This is a genomic window from Thiohalocapsa marina (assembly GCF_008632335.1).
Classification (GTDB): domain Bacteria; phylum Pseudomonadota; class Gammaproteobacteria; order Chromatiales; family Chromatiaceae; genus Thiohalocapsa; species Thiohalocapsa marina.
Genome location: NZ_VWXX01000002.1, coordinates 224996 through 243594 on the forward strand (window position 1 = coordinate 224996; position 18599 = coordinate 243594).

General features: G+C 63.6%; 14 protein-coding genes. 1 reads left to right on the plus strand and 13 read right to left on the minus strand.

What is annotated here, in order from left to right; genetic code table 11:
- Window positions 1-54 precede the first annotated feature (54 nt).
- The 13 genes from F2Q65_RS02480 to F2Q65_RS02535 all read right to left on the minus strand — a co-directional run bounded on the left by F2Q65_RS02480 (window position 55) and on the right by F2Q65_RS02535 (window position 15348).
- Window positions 55-1050 carry a radical SAM family protein gene (locus F2Q65_RS02480; RefSeq protein ID WP_150090062.1) on the minus strand — a complete coding sequence of 332 codons (996 nt, stop codon included), beginning with the start codon at window positions 1048-1050 and terminating at the stop codon, window positions 55-57.
- Window positions 1051-1181: 131 nt separating this feature from the next.
- The gene (locus F2Q65_RS02485) at window positions 1182-2204 is read right to left on the minus strand and encodes a glycosyltransferase family 2 protein (RefSeq protein ID WP_150090064.1); all 1023 of its coding nucleotides are present in this window, start codon (window positions 2202-2204) and stop codon (window positions 1182-1184) included.
- Window positions 2201-3001, minus strand: a complete 801-nt coding sequence (locus tag F2Q65_RS02490) for a phosphoenolpyruvate carboxykinase (ATP) (RefSeq protein ID WP_150090066.1) — start codon at window positions 2999-3001, stop codon at window positions 2201-2203. Before F2Q65_RS02490 ends, F2Q65_RS02485 begins: the two co-directional genes overlap by 4 nt.
- 291 nt (window positions 3002-3292) lie before the next feature.
- On the minus strand, window positions 3293-3454 hold the full coding sequence (locus tag F2Q65_RS19370; RefSeq protein ID WP_170265467.1) for a hypothetical protein: 162 nt from the start codon (window positions 3452-3454) through the stop codon (window positions 3293-3295).
- 79 nt (window positions 3455-3533) lie between these two features.
- Window positions 3534-5405, minus strand: coding sequence for an asparagine synthetase B family protein (locus tag F2Q65_RS02495; RefSeq protein ID WP_150090068.1), 1872 nt, complete (start codon window positions 5403-5405; stop codon window positions 3534-3536).
- A 4-nt stretch (window positions 5406-5409) separates the two neighbouring features.
- On the minus strand, window positions 5410-5685 hold the full coding sequence (locus F2Q65_RS02500; protein WP_150090070.1) for a PqqD family protein: 276 nt from the start codon (window positions 5683-5685) through the stop codon (window positions 5410-5412).
- 123 nt (window positions 5686-5808) lie between these two features.
- The gene (locus F2Q65_RS02505; protein WP_150090072.1) at window positions 5809-6486 is read right to left on the minus strand and encodes a hypothetical protein; all 678 of its coding nucleotides are present in this window, start codon (window positions 6484-6486) and stop codon (window positions 5809-5811) included.
- A 52-nt stretch (window positions 6487-6538) separates the two neighbouring features.
- Complete coding sequence (locus tag F2Q65_RS02510; RefSeq protein WP_150090074.1) at window positions 6539-6862, minus strand: NAD(P)-binding protein; 324 nt, start codon at window positions 6860-6862, stop codon at window positions 6539-6541.
- Window positions 6863-6970: 108 nt separating this feature from the next.
- Window positions 6971-8086 (minus strand): nucleotidyltransferase family protein, encoded by a 1116-nt coding sequence (locus F2Q65_RS02515; protein ID WP_150090076.1) that lies wholly within the window; start codon window positions 8084-8086, stop codon window positions 6971-6973.
- Between the two features lie 152 nt (window positions 8087-8238).
- Window positions 8239-10053: an ABC transporter ATP-binding protein gene (locus F2Q65_RS02520; RefSeq protein ID WP_211353924.1), complete on the minus strand. Its 1815-nt coding sequence runs from the start codon at window positions 10051-10053 to the stop codon at window positions 8239-8241.
- Entirely contained in the window at window positions 10050-10730 is a 681-nt protein-coding gene (locus tag F2Q65_RS02525; RefSeq protein WP_211353925.1) for a lasso peptide biosynthesis B2 protein, read from the minus strand. Before F2Q65_RS02525 ends, F2Q65_RS02520 begins: the two co-directional genes overlap by 4 nt.
- Window positions 10731-10871: 141 nt before the next feature.
- The gene (locus tag F2Q65_RS02530; RefSeq protein ID WP_150090078.1) at window positions 10872-14222 is read right to left on the minus strand and encodes an efflux RND transporter permease subunit; all 3351 of its coding nucleotides are present in this window, start codon (window positions 14220-14222) and stop codon (window positions 10872-10874) included.
- Window positions 14215-15348, minus strand: a complete 1134-nt coding sequence (locus F2Q65_RS02535; protein ID WP_150090080.1) for an efflux RND transporter periplasmic adaptor subunit — start codon at window positions 15346-15348, stop codon at window positions 14215-14217. The genes F2Q65_RS02530 and F2Q65_RS02535 overlap by 8 nt, the downstream gene beginning before the upstream one ends.
- Before the next feature lie 289 nt (window positions 15349-15637).
- Between F2Q65_RS02535 and F2Q65_RS02540 the strand changes: the two genes are divergently transcribed.
- Window positions 15638-18364, plus strand: coding sequence for a cation-translocating P-type ATPase (locus tag F2Q65_RS02540; protein ID WP_246155930.1), 2727 nt, complete (start codon window positions 15638-15640; stop codon window positions 18362-18364).
- Window positions 18365-18599: the final 235 nt, after the last annotated feature.

The window sequence follows — 18599 nt, forward strand, 5'->3', positions numbered from 1 at the left end:
CGTACAGCGGTCTACGAGACGCTTCCAAGAAAGACCGGCAATTCTTCGGTCGTTTTATCCTGCGGGTTCAGCTGTTAAATAGCTTCGTAGCTCGTCCGAACTCACCCTTGCAGAGCGGGTGTAGTGGTCGATTACATTCGTCTTGGCAATCAATTCACACTTGCGGTCAAGGCGGAACTGAAACAAACCCATGATGCCTGATTTGATGCAGGCCTGGCATGTTTCATGAGCGCGCTTCCTTTGCAGAAGTACATCAAGCGGCTCATCAAGATAATTGCCAATACCAAAACGGCCCTCGTCATAGACAATGCAGCAAAGCTGCACCTGCCCCTGGCTGTTCACGACAAGAGTTTTTTCCCTTAGTGGGCAGTATCCGGCATCATCGATGTCGACAGCGTCAAGCACGGCGCGAGATGGGGGCAACGCGAGTCTCGCAACCAGATCCAGATCTTCCCGGGAGAGTTGCGAAGGGTCTTCCAGATACTGAAGATTTTTTTCAATGGGCAACAGGCGTGCCCAGCGTGGCTCGAAACGGAACCCAAGATTTTGGGCATATTCTTTCATCTGGCGTTCATCTTCCAGATTATCGAGGTAGCGATGGAAAAGCACGACAAGCTGTGTCTTGCTGTCTGCCCTCGCCTTTGCCAGAGACAGGCGAAACATGTTTTGCTTGACAATCTCGATATTGCCGCCACGATGGGATTTTTTGTAGGTGCCTTGGTTGAATCCCGATACCGAGACAAAAAAGGTGGCGGGTTCTTTGGAGAGCAGGCTGTCGTAATTGACCTTGGGCAGATTGAGGTTGCTGCTGAGCAGGCAGGGTGCATATGCAGAGGCGATCTCCACCAGCTCGGGGAGCCTCGGGTGAATGAGCGGCTCCGTCCAATTGAAGAGCCAGACGCTTGTAATAATCGTCTCTTTCGACGCCTTTGCAAGAATTTCCGCGAGGTGCTCCGGGGTCATGATGCCGCGGGCGTTCTTGACCGTGTTTGAATTGCCCTTGGGACAGGACGGGCATGTGAGATTACATGCGCTGACAACATCGATCATGACGCTCGTCTTTTTTGTCATTCTTCTGACCTGAATAGAATTGGTGGCCGACGCAGCGCGTCGACAATGTCAAGCCTATTTGCTCATTCTGTATTCGGCGGATCTGATCCTGGCCGGCCTCATTGGTGATATCATCGCCGGCGCAAGGAGCGTCGGAAGGCGAGATCGGCCTTGAGATTGGGTGCCAGGCGGCGGGCTTCTCGCCAGCAGTCCCGGCTGAACTGCGGGTGAAGCCGATAGCTGTAGTGTGCCATCTTTGCCCATCGACGGGCGCAGTCGAGGGCCACGGCTTCCTGGTCGGACGGCTGTGGCGTGAAGCCTTGGAGGTACTGCCCAAAAAGGGTTCGGAGTGATTCGACTGCCGCGGCGGCGAGCGCCGGCTCGGCCGGCGGGTGGCCATACATCCAGCGTCTCATGGCGCTGAAGACCTCGAGGCTGGGGCGGTGATGGAGCCATGCCGCCTGCAGGGCATATTGCAACAGCAGCATCTGTCCGTTTTGGCGCTGCGAGTGGCGGGCGCTTGTCTGGTCGTCGTGCCGGCGATAGCACGCAAGCACGTCAGGCAGGTTGGTGATACGGGCCTGTTGAGCGATGCGGATGAGTAATTCGTAATCGCAAAGATAAGCGTGGTTGGTGGAATAGCCCCCGAGTCGCTCGACAAGGGAGCGACGGTACATCGACGCGGAATGCAGGAGGCTGGCGCCAAAGAGCAACCCCCAGTGGGCGGCGGCCGGGTGGAGCGGGTAGGTTTGGTGGCGAAGGGTGTTGCCGTAGCCGTCGATCTGTCGGACGGCGGATCCGACGGCCCCGTGGTCTGGATGCCTATCCATGAATTCAAGCTGCCGTTCCAGGCGCTTGGGCAGCGCCAGATCGTCATGGTCGAGAATGGCGATATAGTCGCCCCTCGCCGCGCTCAGCGCGAGATTGAGGGCGCCTGGGGGGCCGGCCTGGACAGGATGGGCGATTGGCCGGATACGGTGATCCTGGCGGGCGTGCTCATGGATGATTGTCAGTGAATTGTCCGTAGAGGCATCATCGACGATCAGGTATTCGAAATCTTCGAAGGTCTGGTGCAGAACGCTTCGAATCGTGCGATCGAGGTACTCAGATCCATTGTGGGTGGCGGTTAGAACCGAGACCCGCGGTGCGCTCATGATCCGTGCGGGTCAGCATGCAATGCAACCAGACGTTGGATCACCTGGGGCAGGGCATCGAGATCGTCGGGCAGTCGCAGGGTGCGGATGGGGATGCGCGTGCCGAGACGGGCAAGCGCACGAAGCTCCGCTTCAAGCCGTTCGGGCGGCAGTGGCAGGCTGATCCGGCCCAATCGATGGTGGAGCAGGTGAACCAGGCGCTCAGCGGGGGATGGTCTTCCGAGTTGTGCATCCTGGTGAGCCGGTGACCGAGGCTCGAGGACATAGAGCGCGGCGAGCGGTGGGGCGGCCTCATCGAACCGATCCGGGACATCGAATTCGAGCCATCCCTTGACGGATGCACCGAATGGCTGGCTGTAGGCGGTCATGGTCGTTCGCGCCATCCCTTGCAGGGAATTCGGCCAGAGTCTGATCCGTGGCACACCGTAGGCGGGGTGGTCGCCCTGGGGCCCTTTCCGTAGCACCAGCTGATCGTCCGTGATCGTAGCATAACCCGCGTCGGTGAAGGCCGCCGAGAGGGTCGACTTGCCTGCGCCCTTGCCACCAATCCAGGCAATCGACCGATCGCCGATGCAAACAGCGTTGCCGTGCAGGACAATCCGGCCGGAAAGGCGCAGGGCCAGGGCCACCAGATTGCCCAGGACGTAGGACGTCATGATGCGGTCGAGCCCATCCAGTCCGGCGTGCTCCGTCTCTGACCACCCGATCTCCAGATCCTGGCCATTCGCCGACAGCAGAGCCGCCAGGCGATAGGACGGGGTGGCATCGTCAAAGATCAGAACGCTGCCGTCGATCAAGGCCTGGAGCTGCGGGCCTTTCGCAGACGAAGATGTTCCCTCTCGCAGTGGTGGCCGGTCAGCCAGTGACCGCCGCTGGAGAAGCCGTTGAAGCGGCTCGACGTGCAGTCGGAGATCGATGGGAGCGGTAGTAGGGAGCGCGTGAGGTTGGAGGTCGGCGACAGGTCGGTTGGATCGGATCAGGGCGCCATGAACGCAGTAGGTGAAATGGGTACTCACAGATGAATCTGGTCTGATCGGGAACTTATGGCGGGCGCGACCGCAATGGCCGGCCCGCCGTCAGACTCGGAATCAAGCAACGGACGTGTAAAGCGTGTCTTCGGCGTCAGAGTTTAAGTACCCACCCTCAGTCAGATCGGCAACCTTGCCATAGTCCAACAGTTGGGGTTTCGACCACGCCTCACGCGCATTGTCCTGCTCGATATGGGCTGTTTTCTCGGGGTTCGTCTTCATAGCAAGTTCCTCGGGTCAATGAGAGGTGGACATCCGGCATCGCTGGGCGAGATTCCAACGCCCGAATGGCGTTCCTAGACTACACCATGTCAGGCCCCCTTGCGACCTGACGCGGCTTAAAATGCTGATCGATGTGATGGATCTGCCGACGACGGATCTGGGCAATGCATGATGCTGCATCGGGCACGGCTTTGCCTTTCTCATTGTTTTCGACGAGTGCCGTCTGCATGGTGTCGACGAGCCTATGAACGCGTTCGGCCTCGATCTTGACCGAGGCCAGCCGGATGTTTTCCGGCAGCAGGCCGTGCATGGCTTCACGGAACAGCCAGCGCGTCCTGGTGGGGCTGACGAAGAGCGCGGGCGGCGCCCCCAGGCAGAATTCGATCAAACGCCGGTCCAGCAACGGATAGACATAGCGGATCCCGTCGCGGGCCCCCTGCATCCACCAGGTCTCGATGCGGTCCTGTAGATGGCCCGCCGTCAACGAGCGCGCCATCTCGACGCGCTTGCCGACCGCCTTTTGAAAGTTTGACGCGGGGGGAAGGCGACCGCCAAGCGGGGCCAGTATGGGGTCTTCGGGTTGGAAACCGGGTAAAGGGACCCTTCGCCGACCCGTCCATCGACGAAAAAGCCATGCAGGCAGTGAAGGCAGCACGACCTGCCCGTAGAAAAACCCGAGCAGACGATGCCAGACCGATCTTTGCAACCGATCCGGCAACTCGGCCAGCAACTGCCGGTCACGCCAACGTGCGAGTTTTCCAAGGCGAATCCAGCGGCCGGTCCAGAACAGTTCGGCGGCGTAGCCGTTGATGCCCGAGGTGACCACATCGTCGCCACCCCAGCCGGAGAGCAGGGTCTTGATGCCTCGCCCCTTGGCCCGCTCGCGGACCAGCTGCTCGTACCAGAGGTCAGCGTAGCCTTCCAGGGCAATGTTGCGGTCCCATTCGCGCAACAGCGCTGCCGGTGTCAGCGCAACCCGTTCAATCGGCAGGTCCAGCGCCTGCTCGGCGTTGCGGGTTGCGACATATTCGGCGGCCTCCTCGGTTGAAGCGTTGTCAACATCCGGCAACCAGGTGAAGGCCCCGGCCAGTGACTCTCCGCGTTGCCGCAGTTGGCGCTGGGCCTCCAGGGCGATCGCGGTCGAATCCAGGCCGCCGCTCACATGGGCGCCGACCGGGGCCGAACCGCGCAGCCGAGATGCGACCGAACGCTCGAAGAGCACACGCAATTGCTGGGCATAGGCATTGGCGTCGGGCAACCGGACGCGCGGCGCACGTTCCGGGAACCAGTACCGGCGTCGCGTGCACTGGCCGCTGGAGGCCGTCAGCACGTGGCCTCCGGGCAGGCGCCGGACCCCGGCCAGGTAGGTGCGATCCCCCAGCAGGTACTGGGCGTCGCGCAGGTGGTGGGCCGCGGACACCGGATCGAGCGACCCGGGACCGCGAGGGTGAGCGGCAAGGGCGCGCAGGTCGTTCGCGAAGAGCACCCCTGTCTCGGTCTCGTAGTAGAAGAGCGGCACGATCCCGATCTGATCGCGCACCAGCAGCAGCTGTCGCGACGCATCGTTCCAGAGGGCGAAGGCGAAATCCCCAAGTAGACGCACCGCGAAGTCAGCGCCCCAGTGGGCATGGGCTGCCAGCACGAGCTCGGCGTCGGTGACGGGCCGCCCACTGATGGGCGGCAATTCGAGTTGTCCGATCAGCTCTTCTCGGTTGTCGATGCGAACGCTGCCAGCAAGGAGACGCGTGCCCTCGATGTCCTTGACGATCGGCGACTCATGGCATGACTCGGGCGTGGTGCAGGTTAGCAAAACACCGAGCCCGATGCCGGGCGCATGCCAAAAATCTTCACCGTCTATCCCGTACCAGGGGACGGCCTGGGCCATGGCCACGAGGGCCTCTCTATCGATCGAAGCACCGTCATGGCGAAACTCACCGAAGAAACCGCTCATGGTCTCAGTCGTGAGCCTCTGGCACAGCTGTCACCAGCTGGGCCTCGATCAGATTGGTCAGAAGCTCATCGACGTCCCGGCGCAGCGTGACTTCATCGACCTCGTAGGTCTTGAGCAGGCCATCGATCACCGCTTCCGTGTCACCGAGTTCCTCGAGTAGTCGCCAGACACGGGAGCCGCTGGCCTGTAGGCCAAAATAGCGTCCTGTCTCGATATTCAGCACCACCAGCTCGTCATCGATCGTTTGTGTCAGAATCTGACTAGAAATCTGGATTTTCATGTTCGTGCGTTCCTCGTACTGAATAAGACGATAGGGATTGTTTACAGGGCAAAGCTGGCGGTTGTCATGATGGTCTGCCTGTGCCTAGACTCTGTTGGCCACGGCGTTTAAGTGGATTAGATTTTATTGGACTTCGGCGATACTTCTGTAGCGTTCCAGTAGGTCTGTCGAATCCAGATGCTTCCGTTGCGTGTAAAACGCAAAATGGGCCACAAGGGCCTTCCCGGCCACCAGAACTGGCCGCCCTATACGGTGTGTCATTTCCTTCGTCATGAATGGCTCCTCATACACAAGGAAACGCTCCTCATCAAAGAACTCGAAATCACGTAAATCATCACCCAGCCAGCACAGGCAATTGATTGAGAAGTGTTTTCCGAGGTCAAGCTGATAATCCGGGAGTTGCCAGCTGTCAACATCATGCTCTGATAATGCCGACAGGAATGATCGATGTTTCCACTCCGCGGCCTCGGGATCCTTCCAGCCTTGCGGGCATTCAGCGGAGTCCGAGAAGGTATATCGCGTATCGTAGATCCCGGCCACCTGAAGGTGATGATCGCAGACCGCGTTATTGATGACATTACCGCTGATGAGCCAGAACTCCGGATGAGAGAGACGGGTCTCACACAGACGTTCAACTGCGTCTGGATGAATCCAGGCGATGTCATCATCAAAGCGGATGTAGATGGTATTCTCTTCCACGGCAAACTGCCAGAATTTTGCGATATTTCTGATGATGTCCTTTCCCATTCCCGGTGCCAGAACAAGATTGACCTTGTCCGGTCGCCTGCGCTTAAGGTCCATGATCCATTGCAGATCCTCGGCTACCGAGGTATTTACCCACACATCCCAGCGATCAATCAGGCTGGAGCGAAACAGTTAACAGATTGGGTGGAAGCGAATAGGCACGTCCGTTGTGTAACGCAATCGGGGAATATCGGAACTGGCGAAATTTGGCGAAACGATTGACAAAACGCCAGATCTTGGTGTCTTCGCAATGGAAGATATGAGGTCCGTATCTATGAACGTGGATGCCGGATATCTCTTCTGTATAGCAATTGCCCCCAATATTGCTTCGTTTGTCGATAACGAGACAGTGTTTCCCCGCATCTTTGGCAAGTCTGGCGAAGGTCGCACCAAACATGCCGGCACCGACGATCAGAAAATCATAGCGTTGCATATCACGCGGCGCCTGGTTCACATGACATCACTAAGGGCCTTGTCCAAGCCGGCAAAGGTCTGCGGGGCCGCCCACTGGTCGTCGAGGGCCATTCGCCGTAGACATCGTTCATTCCCGCAAGACCCTTGCTGAGGCGTGTTTGTCCGACAACGCGCGGCCCCAGTCGCGCGCTGAATCGTTCAGCCAGATGCTGAAGAGTACACGCGCTAGAAAGGGGCTCACCGCATAGAGCTGATCCGGTCGTCGTCTCATCCAATAGTGCCAGTAGCGCCTTCGGGTAGCCCCAATGCCAAGGTCGGTCAGAAACGACCAAGGGATGATCGGATCCGGTTCGTACGGAAAGAGATAGTTGATCCGGATGCCCGTGGCATAGGCGGCATTGGCCAGACCAAGCCGTTTGATATCAAAGGATACCCTGGACCAGTCGACCTGTTCCTCTGACCGCAAGACCTGCAGGACGACATCGAGCATTCTGACGGCACGCTCCGTGAGATATTCCGTGACCGCAGGATGAATGAGGCTTAAGACAAGTTCGTCGTGCGGCGCCAGAAACCTGTAGGGCGGGCATTTGCGGGCTCTGCTCACCCAGTCCGTCGCCGGATTGACACGCAGACGGCCAAACCGCATGGGCGCCTTGTGCACATCCACATGCACACCCTGGATGACAATACATTGCTCATGGGAATGCTTGAGCGAGGGCACCTCCGTTCCGCCCTTGGCGACGAGCAGCTGCAGCGCGGCCTGGTGGTCCTTGGGGCGAACCAGAAGATCGATGTCGGCGCTGCCGCGCATATAGGGGTGATCGTAGAGGGTTCTCGCCAGGGCGAACCCTTTCATGATGGCCCAGGGAGGGCCCCATGCGTTTAGGGCGTTCGCAACCGTCTGGCCGGCGGCCTCCATGCGGAGTGTGCGCATAATCGAGGATTGGCGAATGCGCTTCCATGTCTCGCGGGCAGCATCCGGGGTGACCTCATCGCCGGCTGCGTCTTCGTAGTGACAGAGCAGGCTGGCCAGAATTGGCATCAGCCCCTGGCGATGGAGCCACCGGATGTGGGGGTCTTGTTCCGCCGGCAATTGCCTTTGTGGTGCCGGACCGGCTTTGTGATCGATCTTGTCTGCGACAGGGGTCAGCAAGGCAAGTTTGCGCGCTTGTTCGATTGCCGGGGCCTGTTGCGCCCACGCCTGCAGGGCCTGCAGGGTTTGTTGTTGGAATACGTTCAGCATGGCGCTGCAATCGGTGCCTTTCGTCCCATCAAAGGGAGTCTAGCCCAAGCGGGTGTTGCGGGCGAACGCTACGTTGCCCACTGGTGCAGGCTCAACGCGGCCGAAGGCACGAACGATAGCGAACTTGCAGGATGCGGATTCGCGTTCGCAGGTTACGAAGCATCATGTGCGATGTTGTCTGCGGAACCAGGCAGGGTTGCACGTACCTGTGCCCAGCTTCCCCGTGCCGCCACTCGGCCGGCCTCCAGCACCACCACCTGATCGGCGTGTTCCAGCGTGGCCAGACGATGACCAATCAGGACCACTGTCAGGTCGCCGTGCAGGTGTTCGATCGCTTCGCGGACCCGAGCTTCGTTCTCTTGATCGAGAGCACTGGTGGCCTCGTCGAGAATCAGCAGGCTAGGCTGTTTGAGCAGCGCGCGGGCCAATGCCAGTCGCTGGCGCTCCCCGCCAGAGAGACGCACGCCGCCGTCGCCAACGCGGGTCTCCAGTCCCTGCGGCAGATCGAACACGAAGTCTGCGGCGGCACGCTGCAGGGCTTGGCACAGCTCGGACTCGTCGGCGTCGGGGCGGCCCCAAAGCAGGTTGGCGCGAATGCTGTCGTTGAAAAGGAACACTTCCTGGGGCACATAGGCCACTGATCGGCGCCAGGCACGGCGTCGCTGACCTGTCACTGTTTCACCATCGACGCCGAGATGACCTTCGTCTGGCTCCAGCAGTCCCATCAACACATCCGCCAGGGTGCTCTTGCCAGCACCGGAAGTTCCGATGATGGCCGTGCTGGTACGCGCGGGAAAACGAAGGCTCACGCCGTCGAGCGCGGGACGGTCGCGTTCCGCGTAGGTCAGGCGCACCGCGTCCAGTTCGATCGCCTTACGCACGGGCCAGGCGGGGCCAGGTGGCCCGGCGGGTGGCTCGGCGGCGGCGCTGCATTCACCCAGTAGCCGCTCGGTCTCCTCCAGCGCCGGCAGCGCGTGCAACCAGTGGTGAAACTGCTGCTGCGCGGATTGGAGCTGCGGGATCAAACGGCTGAAGATCAACACCAGGGTCAGCAGTTCCGGTACCGGCGTTTCCCAAAACACCAGGCCCAAGTAGAGATAGGCCGCCAGCAAGGCCGCGCCCGCCACCTGAAACAGCGCACGCGCCAGGCTAGTGTTCGCGCTGAAGCGGACCTGTTGCTCCCGCAGCCGCTGCAAGGTTTGACGAAACTGACAGACATGTCGCTCTTCCTGTCCGAGGATCTTGGTCAGCTTGATTCCCCCCAGACTTTCCTGCACGCGGCCTTGCAGGTCGCGGTTGGCCTCGCCAAGGCTGCGTCCCAGCGCCAGGGCCTGGCGTCGTTGTCCGGCGAGTAGCCAGAACACCAACATGCCACTGGCCAGGGCCAGACTGCTCATCTGCCAGGACAGAATGAAGGCGGTCGCCAGATAGGCCAATAAGGTCACGGCAGTGGCGAGCAGCGCGATACCAAAGTTCAGACCAACCCCCACGCGGTTGATGTCGGTCAGCAGCAGATTGGCCTGATCGGCGCGGCGACTGGCGGCGATCCAGCGCCACTCGACCCCAAGCAGCGCCGCATAGGCGTGCAGACGCAGCCGGTCCACGAGCCGATGCTGAAGGCTCACGCTGAGGCGTTCACGGCTGTATTGGATCAGCGCACGGAGTCCTACCAAACCCAGGAAGGCGAGCAGCAGGCCACCGATGGTGGGTGTAAGACCCAACCAGGAGAGCGCTTGCAGCAACATCTCCACCAGAGGATTGTCGCCACCAGTGCTGGCATCCGCGAGTTCGCCCGTGCCGGCCGACCCCACTCCACCATCCGCCCCCAGGACGCCCAGCAAGGGCACCAGCAAGATGAAGCCGATTCCCTCGCTAAGACTGCCCAGAACCATGAGCGCGAGCAGGCCCGACAGTCGCCCACGCGGGGCCGTGGCAAGCAGACGCCGATAGGCTCTTACCGACTTCACGGGGCGGCGACATCAACGAGCGAGGACGCGACGAAGCATCCCACCACGGTGAACTGCATGAAGCTCTGTCCGCCGGTGACAGGCACGCGTCCGGCTACCACCCAGGCGTGCGCCTTCATGCCAGTAGAGTCTTGCACGTCGCGCTGTAGACCGAAGTAGAGGATGTAGGGCACGTTGTAGAGTCCCAGCAACGCGCGCGCGGCAACTGCTTGCGGAAAGCAGTTCGATACCCAGGGGGTATAGCGGGCCGTCATGCGCACCAGCCGACCGATCATCCAAGCCCGCTGCTCCTGCTTGGGCGTCAGCAACGGCACCCAGGGTGCAATGTCTGTCCTGTGCCCCAAGCGCGGTGCCAGGCGACGAAAGGACACCGTGAAGATGAGCGCCTTCGAGATGCCCAGCAGAATCCAGACCGGTACGAACCACACCTGGACGAACCAAGGTTGGCGCAAAAAGGTCAGAGACTTACGGCGAATTCGGGCGAGAACAGTGGTCATTGAACAGCGAGTCCCGAACAGGGCCTGGCTGAAGGGGCAGCCAGGACTGCGTGGCAAAAGGCATCCGCCGAATACTGCTTCGAGCATGCAGGCGGCTTGGTCCATTTTCGTCTCGAAGGCCTCGACCACGCTCTTGCGACAGGCGTTGTTAAATAGGGCCTGCACATCAAGCAACCGCATCGATTGGTCCTTGAGGCATATCGCCAGGCGCTGGGGATAATACGAACTCCGTAAGAGATCGGCTATGGATGGTCGCGGTCTCATTTGAAACGGACATCCATCCATGGATGTCGTGGGGCTGACGGCACCTGGGATCGCCGATCAGCCCGTGGCCGTGCGAATCCATTCAACACGCTTGCGCATGACCCCGTAGTAGACCACCGGGATCACCACCAGCGTGAGCACGGTGGAGACGAACAGGCCGAACAAGAGCGACACGGCCAGTCCCGAGAAGATCGGGTCGTCGAGGATGAACACCGCGCCGGCCATGGCTGCAACGGCGGTCAGGGCGATGGGCTTGGCGCGCACCACGGCGGAGTTGATGACCGCCTGCTCGAACGCACTGCCCTCGCGCACCTGCTGGTTGATGAAGTCCACCAGCAGGATGGAGTTGCGCACGATGATGCCCGCCAGCGCGATCATGCCGATCATGGAGGTGGCCGTGAACTGGGCGCCGAGCAGGGCATGACCGGGCATGATGCCGATGATGGTCAGCGGGATGGGCGCCATGATCACCAGCGGCACCACATAGCTGCGGAACTGCGCCACCACCAGCAGGTAGATCAGCACCAGGCCGACGCCGTAGGCGATGCCCATATCGCGGAAGGTCTCGTAGGTGATCTGCCACTCGCCGTCCCATTTGACGCTGAACTCGTAGGGATTCTCCGGCGGGCTCATGTACCACTGGGTCAGTCCCATCGCGTCCGTCAGGGTGCCGGCGATCTCGAACAGGCCATAGAGCGGGCTGTCGGTCTCGCCGGCCATGTCGCCGGTGACATAGACCACCGGCAGCAGGTCCTTGTGATAGACGCTGTGGGCGCGGGTGGTATCCACCACCGAGACGATCTCCGACAGCGGCACCAGTTGCCCGCCCATGGAGCGCACCCGCAGCGCCAGCACCTGCTCCAGATCGGCCTTGTCCGCCTCCGCGTACTCCACGCGGATGGGCACGGCATATTTCACGTTGGCCCCATGCAGGAAGCTCATGTCCTCCCCGCCGAGCACCGTCTGCAGCGCCTGGGCCACGGTCGCCTGCTCCACGCCCAGGCGCGCCGCCTTGGCCCGGTCCACCACCACCAGGAACTTGGCCGACGGATATTCCACCGAGTCGTCGATGTCGACGATGTCGGCGGTCTGCTCGAAGACCCCACGCACCTGCCTGGCGATATCGATTTGGCCCTGGTAGTCGATGCCGTAGACCTCGGCCACCAGCGGCGAGAGCACCGGCGGGCCGGGCGGGATCTCGACGATCTTGGCATTGCCGTCGTACTGCCGCGCGATGGCCTGCAGCGGCTCGCGCATGCGCAGCGCGATGGCGTGGCTCTTGTCGTCGCGATGGTGCGAGTCCACCAGATTCACCTGGATGTCGCCCAGGTGCGCCCCCTCGCGCAGATAGTACTGGCGCACCAAGCCGTTGAAGTTGATCGGCGCTGCCGTGCCGGCATAGACCTGGTAGTTGCTCACCTCCGGCACCCTGCCCAGGTAGCGCCCCATCTCCGCCAGCACCCGCGCCGTCTGCTCCAGGCTGGTGCCCTCGGGCATGTCCAGCACCACCTGGAACTCGCTCTTGTTGTCGAACGGCAGCATCTTCAGCACCACCGCCCTGGTCGCCACCAGCGACACGGATCCGGCGATGAGCACCAGGATGCCGGCGAGCAGCAGCCAGCGGTTCAGGATGCCGCGTCCGCCGGCCAGGAAGGGCCCGATGACGCGCCCGAAGAAGCCCTGCAGCACAGTGCTGCCGCCCTCGGCGTGATGACCCTGGCCGCCAGCGGCAGCCGCCGCGTCATGGCGCTTGCCGAGCATGAAGTTGCTCATCCAGGGCGTGAAGACGAAGGCCACCACCAGCGAGATCAGCATGCCCATGGAGGCGTTGATGGGGATCGGGCTCATGTAGGGGCCCATGAGGCCGGAGACGAAGGCCATGGGCAGCAGCGCCGCGATGACCGTGAAGGTGGCCAGGATGGTCGGGCCGCCGACCTCGTCCACCGCGCCGGGCATCAGCTGCAGCAGGCGCTTGCGTGGCCAGAGCGCCATATGCCGGTGGATGTTCTCCACCACGACGATGGCGTCGTCCACCAGGATGCCGATGGAGAAGATGAGCGCGAAAAGCGACACCCGGTTCAGCGTGAAGCCCCAGGCCCAGGACGCGAACAGGGTCAGCATGAGGGTGACGACCACCGCGGCGCCGACGATGACGGACTCGCGCCAGCCGATGGCCAGCAGCACCAGCAAGATCACCGAGATGGTGGCAAAGGCCAGCTTGGTGATCAGCTTCTGCGCCTTGTAGTCCGCGGTCTCGCCATAGTTGCGCGTGATGCTGACCTCCACCCCCTCTGGGATGAAGGTCCCCTGCAGCTGCTCGAAGCGCGCCACCACGCGCTCGGCGATCTCCACCGCATTAGTGCCCTCCTGCTTGGCCACGGCGATGGTCACCGCCGGCGTGGCGCAGCCCATCGGCAGGGTGCAGCCGTCCTGGTTGCCTGTCCTGGCCTGCATCTCGGCGCGACCGCCCGGGCCCACGCCCATCCAGACATAGGTCTCGGGCACCTCGGGGCCGCGCTCGATCTGGGCGACGTCGCGCAGATAGACCGGCCGCCCACCGTGCAGGCCCACCACCAGCTCGCCGATCTCCTGCGGGCTGGTCAGGAAGGTGCCGGCCTGCACCAGCACCTCGGTGTTGTCCGCCACCACGCCGATGTCGTCGCGGATGACATTGCTCGCCTGCAGCGCGCGGCGCAGGTCGGTCAGGTCGATGCCGTGGGCCGCCAGGGCCTGCGGCTCCAGCACCACGCGCACCACCTGCTCGGGCACGCCGATGGTGTAGACGTCGCGCGTGCCCTCGACGCGCTTGATCTCCTGCTCGATGGCATGCGCCACCTGGCCCAGGTCGTAGGCGCTGGCGCCCGCCTTCGACCAGAGGGTGGCGGTCAGGATGGGCACATCGTCGATGCCCTTGGGCTTGATGATGGGCTGGGCGACGCCGAGGTTCGGCGGCAGCCAGTCCTCGTTGGCGCGCACCTTGCTGGACAGTCGCACGATGGCGTCGGTGCGGTCCTCGCCCACCTCGAACTGCACCGTCACCACGGCCATGCCCGGCCGCGAGATGGAATAGATGTGATCGACGCCCCGGATCTCGGACAGCACCTGCTCCGCCGGACCGGCCACCAGGTGCTCGATCTCGGTGGCCGAGGCGCCCGGGAAGGGGATGAAGACGTCGGCAAAGGTGACGTTGATCTGGGGCTCTTCCTCGCGCGGCGTCACCAGGATGGCGAACAGCCCCAGCAGCAGGCCCACCAGGGCCAGCAGCGGCGTGATCTCGGTGTTCTGGAAGCGTGCGGCGATGCGCCCGGACAGGCCCAGGCCGGTCTCTGCTGCCGTGCCTGTTCCCTTGCCCGCCTCAGCGCCTGTACCAGCTCCGGCGCTGGCGGATTCAGCGGAATGCTCAGTCATGCGGCTGTCCTCCGGCCGCCAGGGCCGCCTTGACCTGGGCCTTCAACACAACGCCGGCGGCGATGGGGTCCAGCGCGACGCGCTCGCCCTCGGTGAGCCCGGACAACAGCACCAGGTCGTCGCCCAGCGCCCGCCCGACCCGCACCTGCCGCAGGCTGATGCGGCCGCTGTCGGCCAGCACATAGACGCCGGTGACCTCCGAGCGATAGACCACCGCCGACCTGGGCACCGTGAGTTCGCGCTTCTTGCCGGTGACGATGCCGGTCTTGACGAACATGCCCGGGAACAGCCCCTGGGTGCGTTCGTTCAGGTCGACGCGCACGGTAAAGGTGTTGGAGCCCATGTCGGCGAACGGGAACACCGTGATGCGTCCGGCCTCCACGACCTCGCCGTCGGGCAGATACACCTTGATCTTGCCGAACTCCCGCACCGCGGGGATCACGCTCTGGGGAACGTCGACAACGACGCGGAGCTGCTCCAGCGAGATGCCGCTCATCACCTGTTGCCCCGGGCTGGCGATCTCGCCCACCTCCACATGCCGGTGGGTGACGATGCCGGAATAGGGGGCCCGGATGCGGGTGTATTCCAGTTGCTCGTTAGCCTGGGCCAGGCCCGCCTGGGCCGCCTCCAGCCGTGCCTGGGCGCTCTGCAGGTCGGCCTCGGCCTGATCCATGGCGGACTCGGAGACGTTCTTGTTCTTGAACAGACCCTCCACCCGGGCAAACTCGTCCTCGGCCTGCTGCAGCTGCGCGGCGGCGGCCTTCAGTTCCGCCGCCGCCTGGGCCACCCGGGTGCGATGCTCGGTATCGCGCAGGCGCACGAGCACCTCGCCCTTGTTCACGAAGTCGTCGACATCGTAGAAGATCTCCTCCACCTGTCCCTGGGTCTGGGCCGAGACCGTGGTGCGGTGGATGGCCTCGATGATGCCGTCGAGCCGGTATTCTCGCGCCACGGTCCGGTAGCGGGCCTCGGTCCAGTCCAGTTGTTGCGCGATCGCGGCCGGCTCCGATGCCGGCGCCGGGTCCGACGGATCGCCGCCGCTTGCCAGGGTCGTTTGGGTGACGGGCAGTGACAGCAGCAGCCCCAGGGCGGTGGCGCCGGCCGTGATCCTCGCTTTGATCCGCATGGTGGTGGTTCTCTAGAAAATTAGAATTCGCTAATATTATATTTTCTTATTTCGTTTTCAAACCCGCTTATGGGGGTATCCGGGGATGGCGATGCAGGTAAACGCGATCCGCTCATCCCAGAACAGGGGTATAGCAGGTGTTGTCCCGCGGGCCAAGGCGAGATGACCCTGCCCAGCGGCCCGCCGACCTGTGCAACCGGGCCGAAACCTTCCCGGATGTCCCTGACCGGACTACGCTTCAGAAAGGCAGTGCCGGATTCCGGCTTCCTGGCCGAATGATGGCAAGCACATGCGAAGCGGGCGCAGCGCGATGCAGCAACCCTGGCATACCCTGACCGTCGACGCGATCCGCACGCGCCTCGGCGGCGACGACGGCGGCCTGACCGATGTCGAGGCGGCGGCCCGTTTGTCGCGTGATGGCTATAACGAGCTGCCGCAGGCGGACACCCTGTCGCCGTGGCAGATCCTGGTGGCGCAGTTCAGCAATGTGCTGATCCTCATACTGCTGGTCGCCGTGGCCTTGTCGGCGGCGCTCGGTGAGGTGCTGGAGTCGGTCGTCATCCTGATCATCGTGCTGTTCGCCATCGGTCTGGGCTTCGCGCAGGAGTATCGCGCCGAGCGGGCCATGGAGGCGCTGCGGCGCATGGCCGCGCCTCGGGCCAGGGTGATCCGCGGCGGCCGGGAGCAGGCACTGCCGGCACGCGAACTGGTGCCGGGCGACCTGATCCTGCTCGCCGTCGGCGACCGAGTGCCGGCGGATGCCCGGCTGTGCGAAGCGGCCAACCTGCAGGCCAACGAGGCCGCCCTGACCGGCGAGTCGGTGCCCGTGACCAAGCAGGTGGAGCCCCTGCCCGATACGGAGCTGGGCGTCGGCGACCGGGTGAATCTGGTCTATTCCGGCACCGATATCGTCAGCGGACGAGGACGCGGCATCGTCGTCGGCACCGGTCTGGGCAGCGAGTTCGGTCGCGTCACAGACCTGCTGGCGGGGGTCGAGCAGCAGCCCACCCCGTTGCAGCGCAACCTGGACCGGCTCGGGCGGGTGCTGGCGCTGGCCGCCGGAGTGGTGGTGGCGCTGATCGTCGTGCTGGGTCTGCTGCGCGGCGAGCCGCTGCTGGAGATGATCCTGTTCGGCATCGCGCTGGCCGTGGCGGTGGTGCCCGAGGCGCTGCCGGCGGTGGTGACCGTCTCCCTTGCCATCGGGGTGCAGCGCCTGGTGAAACGCCATGCCCTGGTGCGCCGGCTGCCGACGGTGGAGACCCTGGGCAGCACCTCGGTGATCTGTTCGGACAAGACCGGCACCCTGACCCGCGATGAGATGACGCTGCGCGCGATCTGGGCCGACGGCGTCATCACGACTGTGAGCGGTAGCGGCTACGCGCCCGAGGGCGAACTGCGCGATCCGGCCGAGCTCCCGGGACAGCGCGCGCTGGTGGAGGAACTGCTGCGCGCCGCCACGCTGTGCAGCGATGCCCGTCTGGACGCCGACGATAGTGGCTGGACGCTCCTCGGCGATCCCACCGAGGGCGCGCTGGTGGTTGCCGCTGCCAAGGCCGGTCTGCACAAGGAGGCACTGGAGCAGCAGGCGCCGCGCATCGACGAGATCCCGTTCAGCTCCGAGCGCAAGCGCATGACCACGCTGCACCGGTGCGACGGTGAGACGGTGGCCCATGCCAAGGGCGCGGTGGAAGAGATCCTGCAGACCTGCGGGCGCATCCGCACCCGGCGCGGCACCGAGCCCCTGACCGATGCCGGCCGCGACGCCATCGACCGGGCAGCTGAGGCGCTGGCGCAGCAGGCCCTGCGCGTGCTGGCCATCGCCAGCAAGGCCGGCGTGACGGACCGGGATGATGCCGAGACGGACATGGTCTTGCTCGGCCTGGTTGGCATGATCGATCCACCCCGCCGCGAGGCCCGGGCCGCCATTGCCAACTGCGCGCGGGCGGGCATCCGGCCGATCATGATCACCGGCGACCACCCCGAGACCGCCCGCGCCATCGCTGGCGAACTCGGCATCCTGCGCCACGGGCGCGTGCTGGTCGGCCGTGACCTCCGGGCCATGAGCCAGGAGCAGCTGGACGCCGTGGTGGCCGACATCGAGGTCTACGCCCGCGTGTCGCCGGCGGATAAGCTGCGGGTGGTCAAGGCCTGGCAACGGCGCGGCCACGTCTGCGCCATGACCGGCGACGGCGTCAACGATGCCCCGGCGCTGAAACGGGCCGACATCGGCGTCGCTATGGGCATCACCGGCACCGACGTCAGCCGCGAGGCGGCGGACATGACCCTCACCGACGACAACTTCGCCAGCATCGTCGGCGCGGTGGAAGAGGGCCGCGGCATCTTTGCCAATATCAAGAAATATCTGATGTATCTGCTGTCGTCCAACATCGGCGAGATCGGCCTGATGGCGGCGGCCACCCTTGCCGGCCTGCCGCTGCCCCTGAGCGCGGTGCAGCTCCTGTACGTGAACCTGGCCACCGACGGCCTGCCAGCACTGGCCCTCGGCCTGGACCCGCCGGAGCCGGACCTGATGCAGCGTCCGCCGCGGGATCCCGAGTCGGGCATTTTCACGCCGCCGGTGGTCGCGCTGATGCTGGTGGGCGGCCTCTGGTCCGCCGGGGTCAATGTTGTGCTGTTCGTCCATGCGCTGAACAGCGGCCAGGCCCTGGGGCTGGCGCCGGAGGCCGTGCTGGCACGGGCCATGACCATGACCTTCGTCGCGCTGGTGCTGATCCAGTTCTTCAAGGCCTACAACTTTCGCTCCGACCGCCATTCGGTACTGATGCGGCCGTTCGCGAACCGCTGGCTCAACCTGGCGATCGCCTGGGAGCTGGCCCTGTTGCTCGCCATCCTGCATGTGCCCTTCCTGGCGGAGGCCTTCGGTGCCTGGCGTCTGGCCCCGGGCGACTGGTTGCTGGTGCTGGCCGCCGCAGTCAGCATCGTGCCGGTGCTGGAGGCGACGAAATGGTTCCTGCGTCGGGCTGTTTCAGTGGAAACACAGCGGCCGGGGGGGTAGAATTCTCGGCCTGTCAAGGCCAGGTGGCCTTCATTAGCCCCAATCCGTGCTCCATCCCGTACTGTTTCGATGTCCATCGCCGAACCGAGCGCGCGTCCCGGGGCGCACCCGCAGGACTTCATCGACCACCGCGACGACTTGCTCGAGCGCGGCGGTCTGCCGATGCCGCCCACCGGCGGCGACTATCCTCATCGATCATAGCGATCCAACCGAACCGGCCCGCGGACAGGCCAAT